Source organism: Enterovibrio baiacu, assembly GCF_004120195.1.
GTDB classification, from domain to species: domain Bacteria; phylum Pseudomonadota; class Gammaproteobacteria; order Enterobacterales; family Vibrionaceae; genus Enterovibrio; species Enterovibrio baiacui.
The window spans coordinates 154,444-168,385 of sequence record NZ_SCHN01000012.1 but is presented as its reverse complement, the minus strand read 5'-3'; the positions used below and the strand labels follow the sequence as shown (position 1 = coordinate 168,385).

The following is a 13,942-nucleotide window of genomic DNA, read 5'->3' as shown; positions in this document are numbered from 1 at the left end:
CAGCGTGATCCGGTTTCAGCAGGTAAGCAAGGCCTACCGTGGTGGGCAGCAAGCGTTACAGAAAGTGAGCTTTCACTTGCCGAAAGGCGACATGGCGTTTTTGACTGGTCACTCTGGTGCCGGTAAAAGCACCTTGCTGAAGTTGCTCTGTGCGATTGAACGACCAAGCGACGGGCAAATCCTGTTCAATGGTCACGATATCTCCAGAATTGATCGCAAAGAGATTCCTTTTCTGCGTCGTCACATTGGGGTGATTTTTCAAGACCATAAACTCTTGATGGACCGCAGTGTGTTCGACAACGTGGCATTGCCGCTGCGCATTGAACAAGCCAATGAATCGGACATCAAGAAACGGGTGTCCGCGGCATTGGATAAAGTGGGTCTTCTGGATAAATCCGCGTGTTTGCCTATCCAGCTTTCGGGCGGAGAGCAACAACGTGTCGGGATTGCGCGTGCGGTGGTCAATCGCCCGCAAGTGCTGATTGCGGATGAACCAACGGGTAACCTTGATGCTGCGTTATCAGCGCAGATCATGGATTTATTCCGTCAATTTAACCAGGTAGGTGTCACCGTGTTGATGGCAACCCATGACACCTCACTGCTGAACAGTTATGACATGCGCCGTTTTGATTTGAATCGTGGCCACCTGTCGGAGGTACCGCGCCATGGCTAATTTCATGACCTTGCACAAACAACAAGGTGGTCAGGCGTTACGTGACTTATTAGCAAAGCCGCTAGGTAATGCACTCACGGTACTGGCGTTGGCTTTCTCGTTAGCTTTGCCTGCAACCTTGTTTATGTTGGCAAAGAACGTGGTTGCTGTAACGGAAGAGTGGCAAGTACCCAACCAGTTGACGGTTTACGTCAATCAGGGGGCGTCAGATGCGGTGGCTGAAACGCTCTACGATGAATTGTCACAGTGGCAAGAGATTGGAGGGACGGAATTTATTTCGCCCGAGCAAGGTCTTACTCAACTGAGACAAATCCAAGGGTTTGATGAAGCCATTAGCTTGTTGGATGACAATCCGCTTCCTGCGGTGATTGTGGTGACACCAGCCAATGATGATGCTGCGTCGGCCACTGCATTGGCCGCGAAACTGCGTGCAGAATCTGCGGTTGAAGAAGTGCGTTTAGACAGTGATTGGTTGCAACGATTGTCTGCGATTGAATCGTTGGTGCTGACGCTTACCGTGGTGTTCTCCGGTTTGATGTTGATGGCTGTGTTTCTGATCATTGGTAACACCTTGCGTTTGCAGGTCTTAAACCAAAAGGCAGAAATACAAGTATTGAAGTTGGTGGGTGCCACCGACAGCTATATCCAAAGACCGTACCTTTATACAGGCGTATGGCTGGGGTTGGCAGGCGCTATCGTGGCGTGGATCGTGACCTTAATTAACGGTCTACTTTTAGACACGGCAGTGGCGAAATTAGCGACGTTATACAGTAGCGGTTTCCGTCTTTCCGGGCTTCGGATTGACGAAGGTCTGATACTACTGATGATAACGGGCTTAATAGGACTGCTTGCTGCACGTCTTGCAGCAGGTAAACATTTACGCGAGATCGAACCTGTATAATTAACTGAACCCCCGTAAACAATCATGGTCACATTATCTAGGTAACCATGCTTAGGGTTGCAGTTTTTTTGATCTTAAGTAGAGTATGGCAGGAGCCAGAATTGGTTCACATATGTTCGATACATTCGAAAAGAGGTGAAAATGACAACAGAGTCGTATGCAATAGCCCCGATCTCAAGGGATAGCCTAGACAGCTATCTGCAGCAGGTAAACAGCCATCCAATGCTGTCTGCTGATGAAGAGCGCGCGCTTGCAGAACGTCTTCACTACGAGGAAGATCTGGATGCGGCGAAAAGCCTGATCCTGTCTCACCTGCGATTTGTTGTTCATATCGCCCGTGGTTATTCCGGTTACGGACTACCTGTGTCTGATCTCGTGCAAGAAGGTAACATCGGATTGATGAAGGCGGTAAAACGCTTCAACCCAGAAGTGGGTGTTCGTCTGGTGTCTTTCGCCGTGCATTGGATCAAAGCTGAAATTCACGAATACGTATTGCGTAACTGGCGTATCGTGAAAGTCGCGACCACAAAAGCGCAGCGTAAACTGTTCTTCAACTTGCGTAAGGCGAAAAAACGCCTCGGTTGGTTTAACGCAGATGAAGTTAACATGGTCGCTGAGCAGCTTGGTGTTGATGCCGCGGAAGTGCGCGAGATGGAATCCCGTCTGGCTGCGCAGGACCCTGGCTTTGACGCAGGTAATGATGACGACGAGCGCGAAGGGCCATCCGCCCCTGTTTTCTATTTAGAAGACAAAAGCTCAGACGTTGCCATCAATCTCGAATCAGAAAACTGGGAAAGCCACGCTAATCACAGACTCGCGAATGCGATGTCAGGGTTAGACGAGCGAAGCCAGCATATCATTCGTTCTCGCTGGTTGGACGACAACAAAGCGACCTTGCAAGAATTGGCAGATCACTATGACGTATCTGCTGAGCGTATTCGCCAATTAGAAAAGAATGCGATGCGTAAATTGAAAGAAGCAGTGGGCGACGTCTTCTGATCGTCCCTGTCTTGAAGGCGTTACGTGTATATCGCCGTGCTTACTTGCAGTGCGAAGATCGTTAAAAACCGGCTGATGCCGGTTTTTTTGTGCCTGATAAACCCTTGGTATCACAGGCGCGAGATCAGTTGTCCACAGCTTTGTTACGATCAACACTACATCTTGTGGATCCAAATGCGAGATCCTACTTTATCAACGCAATCCACAGATTTTTCCACAGGTGAACAAAAAGTATACAAAGACCCTGACTTCTCTATGGCATGATTTCATATAAAGTCAGGTAGAATGTTGGAATACCTGCAATATTCGGATGTGTTTCCGTCGTTGCAAAGAGCGATTATGATGAAAGGAATGGAATAACTCATGGAACAATTTGCGCATATCTCCGTTACGGATGCATGGGAGAAGGTTCAGCAGAATGATCAGGCTGCAGTGATTGTTGATATTCGGGATCCTCAGTCATTTCAGCTATCTCATCCACAGGGCGCCTTTCACCTTACCAACGATTCTATTGTGCAATTCACACAAGAAGTCGACTATGAACAACCGGTATTGGTCATGTGCTATCACGGCGTGAGCAGCCAAGGTGCAGCTCAGTACCTGATTAATCAAGGCTTTGAAGAAGTTTACAGCGTGGATGGTGGCTTCGAAGCGTGGCATCGACAAGATCTCCCTGTGGAGTCAGGTGTCAGTCGCTTCAATCAATAGCGACGTGTATGGCTGGATGCCATACCGCCGTGATCACTCAGAAAAAGAGGCGCTATGATCCGTCTGATTGCGATATCAAACCCTCGAGCAGGGCAGGCGTTTATCGATTACATGTCTTCACGGGGCATTGAAGTCCAAATGATGCCCGAAGGTGAAGGTTCGTTTGGCTTGTGGCTCAAAGAAGCAGAGCACCAAGTTGAAGTAGAGGCAGAACTGCAGACTTTTCTTCACAACCCGACTGCGCGAAAGTACCAATCTGCGTCATGGGACATGGCAGAAACCCGCACCGCCCGTTTTTATTACCCGCGACAAGGCTTCATCAAAACCCTTAAAGACAGCTCAGGCCCAGTTACCATGTCTGTCATGGTTGCGTGTGTCGTCATTTATGCCGCGTTGTTTCTAGGGTTTGGCGATGACGTTTTCTCGGTCATGCATTTCCCTGCGTCGGGTGATGAGCAGTGGCAGTTGTGGCGTTTGTTTACCCATGCGTTTCTGCATTTCTCCGCAACCCATATCATTTTCAACCTGCTTTGGTGGTGGGTACTGGGTGGTCGTATTGAAAAACACAGTGGCAGCGCCAAGCTGTTGCAGCTTTTCTTGCTTACCGCCTTGTTCTCAGGGCTAGGGCAGTATGCCTTTGATGGTCCGAACTTTGGCGGCATGTCCGGTGTGGTATACGCCATGCTGGGTTACGTATGGATGGTGGGGCATTTTGCACCGTCACGTGGCCTCTCTATCGAACCAGCCTACGTCGGCTTTATGCTGCTGTGGCTGGTGGTCGGTTTCTTTGAACCGTTCGGCATGGCGATAGCGAACATGGCGCATTTGTTCGGATTACTCTCTGGCTGTTTGATTGGGGTCTTGGATGCCAAGCTCTCTCGATCTGCGAAGAATCCGTCATAAATGCCGCTGTAGTGTGATGTAAGATCACCGTTGATGCCCGCCAGATTGGCTTTCATGCGGCAGGCACGTAAACTTGAATGTCCCGATTAGCGGGACATTTTTCTTTTGAGCGCAGAGGATGCTGTGAAACAGACCCAACGACATCAGGAAATTCTCGATCTCGTGCGTAGCCAAGGCTATGTGAGTACCGATGATCTGGTTGCCCATTTCGATGTGAGTCCACAAACCATTCGTCGTGATTTAAACGAACTGGCTGATGAGAATAAAATCCGTCGCCAGCATGGCGGTGCGACCATACCTTCCAGTTCCGTGAACACGGCGTACAACGCACGCAAAGTGATGCAGCAAGAAGCCAAAGATAAGCTGGCTCAAGCGTTGGTTGCGCATATCCCAGATGGCGCGACCTTGTTTATCGACATCGGCACGACGCCCGAAGCGGTGGCGCGCGCGTTGCTCAATCACCAAGATCTCCGCATAGTGACCAACAACCTTAATGCCGCGAGTATTCTGATGGCGAAAGAAGATTTTCGTATCATCATGGCAGGAGGCGAAGTGCGTAATCGCGATGGCGGCATCATGGGTGAAGCGACGCTGGATTTCATTTCTCAGTTCCGCCTCGATTTCGGCATCGTGGGGATCAGTGGTATCGATTTAGACGGTGGTTTGCTTGATTTCGATTATCACGAAGTGCGTGTGAAGCAAGCCATCATGGAAAACAGCCGCTCAGTCATGCTCGCTGTCGACCACACAAAGTTCGGTCGAAGTGCCATGGTGAACGTGGGCACTCTCGGTCAAATCGACATGCTGTTTACTAACGCAGACCTGCCTGATTCAATTCGAACACATCTCCAACATGCTGATACGCAAGTCGAAATTGTTCGATAACCCTTCTGTTTAAAAAAGCCGCCGCCGTCAGGCGGTTTTTTTATGTCCAAATTTTGTGTGCATTTTGATCGAATGTTAACTGGACAGATGAATTCTCTGCGCTAAAATGCTCGTAAACGAACATTGAATATTCGAATGAGCATTTGGTTCGACATGTTCATGAGGATGAAGCGCATGAACGTGCGCGATTGAAGCACAGCGATCGCGCATGTAAAAGAAAGGTGAAGGGAACATGACAGACAAAGTATTGGATATTATCGTCGTTGGCGGTGGTATCAATGGCGCAGGCATCGCGGCTGATGCCGCTGGCCGAGGGTTGAGTGTTGGGCTTTACGAAGCGGCAGATTTTGCGTCTGCGACGTCTTCTGCAAGCTCTAAGCTGATCCACGGCGGATTGCGCTACCTCGAACATTACGAGTTTCGTTTAGTGAGTGAAGCACTCGCTGAGCGTGAAGTGCTGTTGAAAAAAGCCCCTTACCTTGCTTGGCCAATGCGCTTTCGTTTGCCCCATCGTCCTCACCTTCGCCCTGCATGGATGATCCGCGCCGGGCTTTTCCTTTACGATAACTTGGGCAAGCGCACGAGCCTTCCTGCCAGCAAAGGCATTTCATTCAAAGAGCAGTCTGTGTTGAAACCTGAAATCACCAAAGGCTTCGAATACTCGGATTGTTGGGTGGACGATGCTCGCTTAGTCATTTTGAATGCCATGGACGCGCAAGAGCGCGGTGCAGAAGTGCGTAACCGTTGTAAGGTTGAGCGCGTTGAGCGCAAAGATGGCTTATGGCATGTAGAGGTCGTTGATAGCACAACGGATGAGCGTTTCACGCGCACCGCTAAAGTGTTGGTCAATGCCGCGGGCCCTTGGGTGAAGCAGTTTTATGATGAAAGTACGTCATTAACATCTCCGCGCGGTATTCGATTGGTGAAAGGCAGCCATATTGTGGTGCCACGAGTTCACAACGAACCGCAATCTTACATTCTTCAAAATGAAGATGGCCGCATTGTGTTTGTGCTCCCTTATCTCGACCGCTTCTCGATCATCGGTACCACTGACGTGGAATACTTGGGCGATCCGCGAGAGGTTGCCATCGATGACGGCGAAATCGCTTATCTGCTGGACGTGTATAACCAGCATTTCAAAAAGCAGCTGGCGTCTGAAGACGTTGTGTGGACCTACAGTGGTGTGCGCCCGCTGTGTGAAGACGAGTCAGACTCGCCTCAGGCGGTGACTCGTGATTACACGTTAGAGTTGGACGAAAACGGCGGCGTAGCGCCAATTCTTTCTGTGTTTGGTGGCAAGCTGACGACGTATCGTAAGCTGGCGCAAGCGGCGATGAACATGATGAAACCTTTCTTCCCTGACATGGGGGCGGACTGGACGGCAGAACAAGTGCTACCGGGCGGCGAAGAGATCACCTCGTTCAGCGACGTGGAAGAAAAACTGGCGAACCGTTTTCTGTGGATGGACAGCTTCACGTGTCACCGTTTAGCCACGACCTACGGCAACCGCGTTTGGGTGTGGTTGTCTGAAGATGACACGCAAGAAGCGTTGGGTACCGCGTTTGGTGAAGGCCTAACGCAGCGCGAAGTGGATTACTTGATGACGGCGGAATATGTCGTTGAAGCAGAAGATTTGCTGTGGCGTCGCACCAAGTTGGGGCTGTATCTCAACGAAGAGCAACAAGCGCAGGTAGCACGCTATATCGCACAAGCGAAAACGGCGGACACTCAAGCGGTGGTCAATGCGTAATTGGCGCGAATGAGGTGGGGAGGGGGCGAGTTCAGACTTAGCTAGCACACTCTCAAAACCAATGAAAAAGGCGTACTGAGTACGCCTTTTTTGTGTCTGCTTGTTTACTGGTAGAGGTACTTAGTAAACAGTAAGTCAGCCAGTATTTTTTGGTTGGTTTCCGCAAGGAGAATGGCGTTCACTTTCTCGAAGCAGTTTTTTCGAATGGCTTCTCGTCCAGACAGCGATTTGACGCGCACTTCACTCTCTTGGCTGAGTACCTCGATAATGGTGTCGCGGATCAGCGGCTGGTGATATTCGAGTTCTTGAATCAATGCTGGATCATCGACCATCAGATCGACGCGCACATTGATAAACCCAAGCTTGCGTCCATCCGTAATAAAGTTAGTGGTGATTTCTGGTTCGAGCGTGAAGTAGCTGAATTTAGCTGCATTCTCTTCGCCTTCAGCCATAGAAGGGGAGGACAAGAACAGTGATACCAATAAGGTGAAAATAGCCGTTATGTTTTTTTTCATGGTTTTTGCCAAACCCCAGATTTAATGAATCTCTTATGGTAGTTTAGCTGCGCGTGACAGGGCACAGCTGTGTACAATAGCGCATTATTAATACTAAACATTATTGGCCGATTCGGCGAAATTTTTGTGGTTTTTTTGCTCTTTGGCTCAGGATAACATGTCAGATTTCAAACAATTACACGTGTCAGCCCTGATGGGTGCGAATTGGGAGGCCCCGGATTGGCAGCAACTGGAAACAACACGCAAGGGTGAATGGCTGCTTGAAGCGCATTCAATGACAGAGCGATTAAAGGCGTGCTGTGCAACGTTAGACGTTGAAGTGTTGGGTTTGCACCAATGTGATGTGGAGACGCTGACAAGCAGTGAACGTGAACTGTTGGGCCATGAAGGCTGCTTGGTTCGCGAAGTTGTCCTTTCCGGTGATGATACGCCGTGGCTGTGTGCGCGCACGTTAGTGCCCATGTCCACGCTGACAGAAAAAGAAGAAGATATTGCGCAGTTAGGTGCGGTGCCTTTGGGGCAACGTGTTTTTACGCAAGCAAACGCGCGACGAGATGCGATAGAAGTCGCGACGGTGATCGTGAAAGGAGAAGCCTTGTTGGCACGTCGTTCCCGCCTGTGGGTGAACAACAAGCCGATGTTGGTTTCAGAGCTCTTTCTCCCTCACGCGCCGATTTATCAGGAGGAAGGCTAAATGGATGCAGCCAAAGCTCGGGCGTTTTGGCAACTCACGCGCATGGACAGGCCGATTGGCAGCTTGTTGTTGCTATGGCCAACCATGTGGGCATTGTTTCTTGCCGCTGATGGCATGCCAGACCCAAAAGTGTTGGTGGTGTTCGTCCTTGGCGTCGTCATGATGCGCGCCGCAGGGTGTGTGATTAACGATTTTGCTGACCGCAACCTCGATGGCCATGTGAAACGCACCAAAGCCCGTCCACTCCCCTCAGGGCTTGTGACCGCGAAAGAAGCGTTGGCGCTGTTCGCCTTCCTTGTCCTTGGCGCATTCTTGCTGGTGCTTACGCTTGATGCGCTAACCATTCAGTTATCGGTTGTGGCCTTGCTCCTTGCCTCCGTTTACCCTTTCATGAAGCGTTATACCCACATGCCACAGTTGGTGTTGGGCATGGCGTTTAGCTGGGCCATTCCTATGGCCTATGCCGCACAAGCTGGCGAACTGCCACCTGTTGCGTGGATGCTGTTTCTTGCCAATGTGGCATGGACGGTTGCCTATGACACCTTATATGCCATGGTCGATCGCGATGATGACGTAAAAATCGGCATTAAATCGTCAGCCATTTTATTTGGTCGCTATGACAAAGCCGCGATTGGCGTGTTGCAGTTAGTGACGGTTCTGTTGCTGGTGCTGGTAGGCTTCTTGAGTGAGCTTTCGACGCTTTACTACTCTTTCTTGCTGGGTGCATCTGCGCTGTTTGTTTATCAGCAGTGGCTAGCGAAAGCGCGCGACAGGGATGCATGCTTCAAAGCATTCTTGAATAACAATTACTTCGGCATGTTGGTCTTTGTTGGCATCGCCATTAGCGTATTGATGAAATAATACGCAGGTCGGTTTATCCCAAAGCCCGTGTGATTCCAACACCCGTGCGCGAGTGGATATCTATCGACTCAGACAAAAAAGCCCTCGTTGAGAAACGAGGGCTTTTTGTTGGGTCACGAACCGAGTGTCGGCAATAGTGACCGTCGGCGTTAGCCTTGAGAAGCGTCTTCTGAAGGCTGATCCAAGATAGCTTGAATGGTCAGCTGCACTTCTGGCGAAATCAGGCCAAACACATTTTCTCGCAGCGACTCAACACGGCTCGTCAGTGCATGGCAATCGTCATTAAGGTAACCCTGCTCGCGCAGTGTTGCCATCAAGGTTGCAAACACACCTTTGTCGAAGAACTCAGGGGCGTTGATACCGTGCAGGCGACTTAGACGCTGTGCCATCATCTGGCTTTGCATTTCCAGGTCGTCCTTTGACATGTCCGCTTCGTGGCTGAACAGCGTTAGAGTGATTGCGTAGCGTTGCAGGGTTTCTGCAATGGTGCGACCCAACAACTGCAACTGGTTCAGCTTGGCAGATTTGCGGTGCAGCATCTCACCTTCAACCGTGATCAGTTGCTGGCGAGACATTTCCTCAATCATGGTATCGACATACTGCGTAAGTGATTCGTCATCGAAGCTCATAAAGAGTTCCGCTTTTAGCATCGGATACAACTGACGAATGGACGAATGCAGATCGTCTCGACTCACGCTTGGTTTGAACACCAACAATTGTGCAATCAATGATGGAATCGCTAACAAATGCACGATGTTGTTGCGGTAGTAGGTCATCAAGATGGCTTGCTGACGGTCGAGAGAAATCACTTCACCGAGTGAATCTTTCTCTACCACGAACTTGTTCAAGCTCAAGGCATGCTCAACCAATTCTTCAGCGCTCTCTTCAGGCACTGTACTGGTTGGTGAATACGGTACTTGACGAAGCAAATCGAGGTAAATCGTCAATTGTTCTTCTAGCGCTTCACGGCTTAATGCGCGTTGGCGAGAAGAAAGCAGAGCGGTCGCACACAGGGTGAGTGCGTTGGCGGCTGCGGCATCGTTGATTTTGGTCATCATGCGATCGGCCAGTTCGTTCACCACAGGGTTCAACCATTGTGGGCGTTGCGGCTCTATCGGGTTGATGGCGTCATGCCAGCTCGGCACTTTGTCATTCAAGAATTGGTTAACCTGAATCGGCTCCCCAAAGTTCACGTAGCCTTTACCGTAGTTACGCAGTTTGCGCACGATACCCAGCACCTGACCGAAGTTTTCTTTTTGCTTACGCTTGCCTTGCAGCTCTTTCGCGTAGGTGCTCACTTCCATGACGTGTTCGTAACCGATGTAAACCGGTACAAGGGTCACTGGGCGTTTCAGGCCACGAAGCATGGCTTGAATGGTCATGGCTAGCATGCCCGTTTTCGCCGGTAACAAACGACCTGTACGTGAACGGCCACCTTCAGAGAAGTACTCAACGGAGTAGCCTTTCGAGAAAAGCTCAGCCAAGTATTCGCGGAATACAGTGGAGTACAGGCGATCGCCTTTGAAGGTGCGGCGCAAGAAGAAGGCACCACCACGGCGGAAAATCGGGCCTGCGGGGAAGAAGTTAAGGTTTACGCCTGCCGCGATGTGCGGTGGCACCAAGCCTTCTTTATACAAGGTGTAGGAAAGCAGCACGTAGTCCATGTGAGAACGGTGACACGGCACGTAAACAATCTCATGACCGTCTTGTGCCAGCTTACGAACGCGCTCAGCATTATTGATATTAATGCCTTGATACAGCTTGTTCCAAAGCCAGGTCAGCAGGTTATCGGCGTAGCGGATCATGCTGGGTGAAAAGTCTGCAGCAATCTCTTCCATCATGTCGATGGCTTCTTTACGCACTTTTTCTACCGCGACGTCACGAGTCTCTGCTTCTTCCTCAACGACTTTTGCAATGGCTTTAGACGCAAGAAGGCGTTTAAACAGGGCTTGGCGATTGGGCAAGCCAGGGCCTGACGCGGCCATTTTTTGACGAGAGAAATGGATTTTCGCAACGCGAGCAAGTTTGTTCGCGATGCTGGTGTCTGTGCCGTGTTTGTCTGCCATGTAGCGCAGAGAAACCGCGCTGCTTAAGCGCACCATGCTGTCACGTCCTAGCGTCAACACGGTATAAAACTTCTGCAAACCATTCATGGCTTTTAGCGGTGCAGCTGCTGGGCGATTTTCGTTACCTGGGTTGCGGTCCCATACCACTGACGCTGGAATCAATTGGATATCCAGCTCTGAATCGCGTTTGTGCAATTCAAGCAGCTCGGTAAACAGCGCGATGGATTCCTGAGGAACCGGATCGCTAGAGTCGAACATACGCTTGCCTTGTGACACAAACACATAGCGTTGCAGGCTTTTTCCGCCGAGCTCTAAAGGCTCCAGTGGATCAGGCAACCCTTGCTGTAAACAGCTGGTGCGTAGGGTGAGCAAATCGGTATGTGAATGGAACGGCAATACGTAAACCACTGGGCGATTGAGATCGATACCCAGTTGGTTGATCGGGTCTGACGGAATGCTGATTGTTTTCACCAGCGCCGACAGCGGTAAATTCAGTATTTTCTGATACATGGATTGGCAAGCAGACATCTGATCGCAGCCTCTTAGTCGTTGTGCGCCCGAAGGATAGCAGAAAACGTCGACGAACTTGCAGCGAAATGGCAGTAATTCGCACGAATTTGTCAGCCTTGGGAATAATATGTATGGCAAATGTAAAAAGAAAAAATGTGATCTGAAAAGGCCTCTGTATAGAGATTGGTGCTAAATGCGCCTTTTCAAGTGGCTAAACACTGGATATACTTCCAGTTAACTGTATAAAAAGACAGGTCTGATTATGAAGCCGTTAACCGCTAGACAGCAGCAAGTCTTTGATCTTATCAAAGGCAAAATCGACGATACTGGGATGCCACCAACTCGCGCTGAAATCGCGAAGGAGCTGGGATTCCGTTCAGCGAATGCCGCTGAAGAACATTTGAAAGCGCTGGCGCGTAAAGGCGTGCTGGAAATCGTACCTGGTGCGTCACGTGGTATCCGCCTGTTGGTGGGCAATGAACCCGCCAATGACGACGAAGGGTTGCCTTTGATTGGTCGTGTGGCAGCCGGTGAGCCTATCTTGGCGCAAGAGCACGTTGAAAGTCATTATCACGTTGACCCAAGTTTGTTTAAACCGAGTGCAGATTTTTTGCTGCGCGTTAACGGCATGAGCATGAAAGACATCGGTATTATGGATGGCGATTTACTCGCAGTGCATAAAACCCAAGATGTGCGTAATGGCCAAGTGGTTGTCGCGCGTGTTGAAGACGATGTGACGGTTAAGCGTTTGGAACGCAAAGGCAATCAAGTGCTTTTGCATGCTGAAAATGAAGAGTTTGCGCCTATCGTTGTGGATCTCGCGCATCAAAACCTCACCATTGAAGGCATTGCTGTTGGCGTGATCCGCAATAGCGACTGGATGTAAGCCTCGCGCTGTGTCTTAAAAAGTCTTAAAAAGGCGACTTCGTGCAAATTGCATGAAGTCGCCTCTTTTTTATTCGGTTAACGCGCTTTGCGCGTTGCTAAAAAGCCTTCTCTTACGTTTCATAACACAATTATTATCTGCGTTTTAGCAGCAACATCGTCGAAATTCCTTCGTAAATTGACGGGCATACCTGATCCCGCTTTCTGTTCATTGTCCGGAGAAACACGCAAAAAAAGTCGTGAATGAAACAGATGTCTTCATCTAGTAATTTCGTGCTTGGCATCAAGTTTCGCCCCATAATGTTGCGCATTTTTTGTTCTTTCCGCATTCCTCTCCTAGTTTTAGATGTAAACAAACTGTTAATTCTTATTTGTCCATTTATTGCTTCCATTGACTCACTGTAATGCGTAGTGATTTTGAGGAGGAATCAGGTGACGACTCGCCAACTTCTGTCCACGCTCGCACTTTTCCCGTCTTTTGCCGCTCTCGCGTCAGAAGAACCGTCTTCTTTGAATCTCACCAAGGGTGTGACGGACATCAGTGCGCAGGTCTATGACTTGCACATGACCATCCTTTACATCTGTGTTGCCATCGGTGTGGTGGTATTTGGTGTGATGTTCTGGTCTATCATCCATCACCGAAAGTCCAAAGGCGCTGTTGCTGCTAATTTTCATGAGAGCACCAAGGTGGAAATCCTTTGGACCTTAATCCCGTTTCTCATCCTGATTGGTATGGCCGTGCCCGCGACGCGCGTACTGCTAGCCATGGAAGATGTGTCCGAACCTGAAATCACGGTGCAGGTCACAGGCTCTCAGTGGAAGTGGCATTACCGCTACTTCGATCAAGACGTTGAATTTTTCTCATTGCTGGCGTCCTCTGCTGCGCAGATCAATGGCGAACAAGCGAAACGTGATAACTACTTGCTTGAAGTCGATCGACCGCTGGTTCTGCCGATTGGCAAGAAAGTGCGTTTCTTGATCACGTCAGAAGACGTTATCCACTCGTGGTGGGTGCCTGATTTCGCGGTGAAGAAAGATGCGAACCCAGGCTTCATCAACGAGGCGTGGACCAAAATCGACAAACCCGGTATCTATCGCGGTCAATGTGCTGAGCTTTGCGGTAAAGACCATGGCTTTATGCCGATTGTGGTCATCGCTAAGCCTGTTGAAGAGTTTGATGCTTGGGTGCTTGAGACGGCCGCCGCACAAGCCAAAGTGCGTGAAGAGGAGAAAAAACTTCTCGACATGAACATGAACATGGATGAGCTGATGGCCCTCGGCGAAGAGGTGTACAACTCGCGATGCGCAGCGTGCCACCAAATCAACGGCCTTGGTCTGCCTGGTGTGTTCCCTGCCTTGGCGCAAACAGACATTGCTACCAATCCTGACCGTATCGTTGATCACCTCAGCGTGGTTATTCACGGCCAAGACGGCACGGCGATGCAGGCGTTTGGGCCTCAGTTAGGTTTGAAAGAACTGGCTGCGGTAGTCACATATGAAAGGAATGCGTGGGGTAATAACACGGGTGATGCCATTCAGGCTGCTCAGGTAAACGCTGTCCTCAATGGCGATGATCTTTAAGGAGAAACTCC

At 50.0% G+C, this 13,942-nt stretch carries 13 protein-coding genes; 11 read left to right on the top strand and 2 right to left on the bottom strand.

Annotated elements, in window-relative coordinates:
* Nucleotides 1-4 precede the first annotated feature (4 nt).
* The 7 genes from ftsE to glpD all read left to right on the top strand — a co-directional run bounded on the left by ftsE (nucleotide 5) and on the right by glpD (nucleotide 6,819).
* Nucleotides 5-673, top strand: a complete 669-nt coding sequence (gene ftsE / locus EQP46_RS14340; RefSeq protein ID WP_129494310.1) for a cell division ATP-binding protein FtsE — start codon at nucleotides 5-7, stop codon at nucleotides 671-673.
* Nucleotides 666-1,574, top strand: a complete 909-nt coding sequence (ftsX, locus tag EQP46_RS14335; RefSeq protein WP_129494309.1) for a permease-like cell division protein FtsX — start codon at nucleotides 666-668, stop codon at nucleotides 1,572-1,574. Before ftsE ends, ftsX begins: the two co-directional genes overlap by 8 nt.
* Nucleotides 1,575-1,715: 141 nt before the next feature.
* On the top strand, nucleotides 1,716-2,573 hold the full coding sequence (gene rpoH / locus EQP46_RS14330) for an RNA polymerase sigma factor RpoH (protein WP_129494308.1): 858 nt from the start codon (nucleotides 1,716-1,718) through the stop codon (nucleotides 2,571-2,573).
* Between the two features lie 363 nt (nucleotides 2,574-2,936).
* Nucleotides 2,937-3,281 (top strand): thiosulfate sulfurtransferase GlpE, encoded by a 345-nt coding sequence (glpE, locus tag EQP46_RS14325; RefSeq protein WP_129494307.1) that lies wholly within the window; start codon nucleotides 2,937-2,939, stop codon nucleotides 3,279-3,281.
* 54 nt (nucleotides 3,282-3,335) lie between these two features.
* Nucleotides 3,336-4,184 (top strand): rhomboid family intramembrane serine protease GlpG, encoded by an 849-nt coding sequence (gene glpG, locus EQP46_RS14320; protein ID WP_129494306.1) that lies wholly within the window; start codon nucleotides 3,336-3,338, stop codon nucleotides 4,182-4,184.
* A gap of 123 nt (nucleotides 4,185-4,307) precedes the next feature.
* Entirely contained in the window at nucleotides 4,308-5,069 is a 762-nt protein-coding gene (locus EQP46_RS14315) for a DeoR/GlpR family transcriptional regulator (RefSeq protein WP_129494305.1), read from the top strand.
* A 232-nt stretch (nucleotides 5,070-5,301) separates the two neighbouring features.
* Nucleotides 5,302-6,819: a glycerol-3-phosphate dehydrogenase gene (gene glpD, locus EQP46_RS14310; RefSeq protein ID WP_129494304.1), complete on the top strand. Its 1,518-nt coding sequence runs from the start codon at nucleotides 5,302-5,304 to the stop codon at nucleotides 6,817-6,819.
* Between the two features lie 104 nt (nucleotides 6,820-6,923).
* Here the strand turns inward: glpD and EQP46_RS14305 are convergent, their stop codons facing one another.
* Entirely contained in the window at nucleotides 6,924-7,334 is a 411-nt protein-coding gene (locus tag EQP46_RS14305; protein ID WP_129494303.1) for a flagellar basal body-associated protein FliL, read from the bottom strand.
* 157 nt (nucleotides 7,335-7,491) lie between these two features.
* Here EQP46_RS14305 and EQP46_RS14300 point away from each other — a divergent pair, with 157 nt between their 5' ends.
* Both EQP46_RS14300 and ubiA read left to right on the top strand, forming a co-directional pair.
* Nucleotides 7,492-8,028, top strand: a complete 537-nt coding sequence (locus EQP46_RS14300) for a chorismate--pyruvate lyase family protein (RefSeq protein WP_129494302.1) — start codon at nucleotides 7,492-7,494, stop codon at nucleotides 8,026-8,028.
* On the top strand, nucleotides 8,029-8,889 hold the full coding sequence (gene ubiA / locus EQP46_RS14295; protein ID WP_129494301.1) for a 4-hydroxybenzoate octaprenyltransferase: 861 nt from the start codon (nucleotides 8,029-8,031) through the stop codon (nucleotides 8,887-8,889). It abuts the gene before it with no gap.
* Nucleotides 8,890-9,038: 149 nt separating this feature from the next.
* Here the strand turns inward: ubiA and plsB are convergent, their stop codons facing one another.
* Nucleotides 9,039-11,483, bottom strand: coding sequence for a glycerol-3-phosphate 1-O-acyltransferase PlsB (gene plsB / locus EQP46_RS14290; protein ID WP_129494300.1), 2,445 nt, complete (start codon nucleotides 11,481-11,483; stop codon nucleotides 9,039-9,041).
* 244 nt (nucleotides 11,484-11,727) lie between these two features.
* Here plsB and lexA point away from each other — a divergent pair, with 244 nt between their 5' ends.
* On the top strand, nucleotides 11,728-12,351 hold the full coding sequence (gene lexA, locus EQP46_RS14285) for a transcriptional repressor LexA (protein WP_129494299.1): 624 nt from the start codon (nucleotides 11,728-11,730) through the stop codon (nucleotides 12,349-12,351).
* 431 nt (nucleotides 12,352-12,782) lie between these two features.
* On the top strand, nucleotides 12,783-13,931 hold the full coding sequence (coxB, locus tag EQP46_RS14280) for a cytochrome c oxidase subunit II (protein WP_129494298.1): 1,149 nt from the start codon (nucleotides 12,783-12,785) through the stop codon (nucleotides 13,929-13,931).
* Nucleotides 13,932-13,942: the final 11 nt, after the last annotated feature.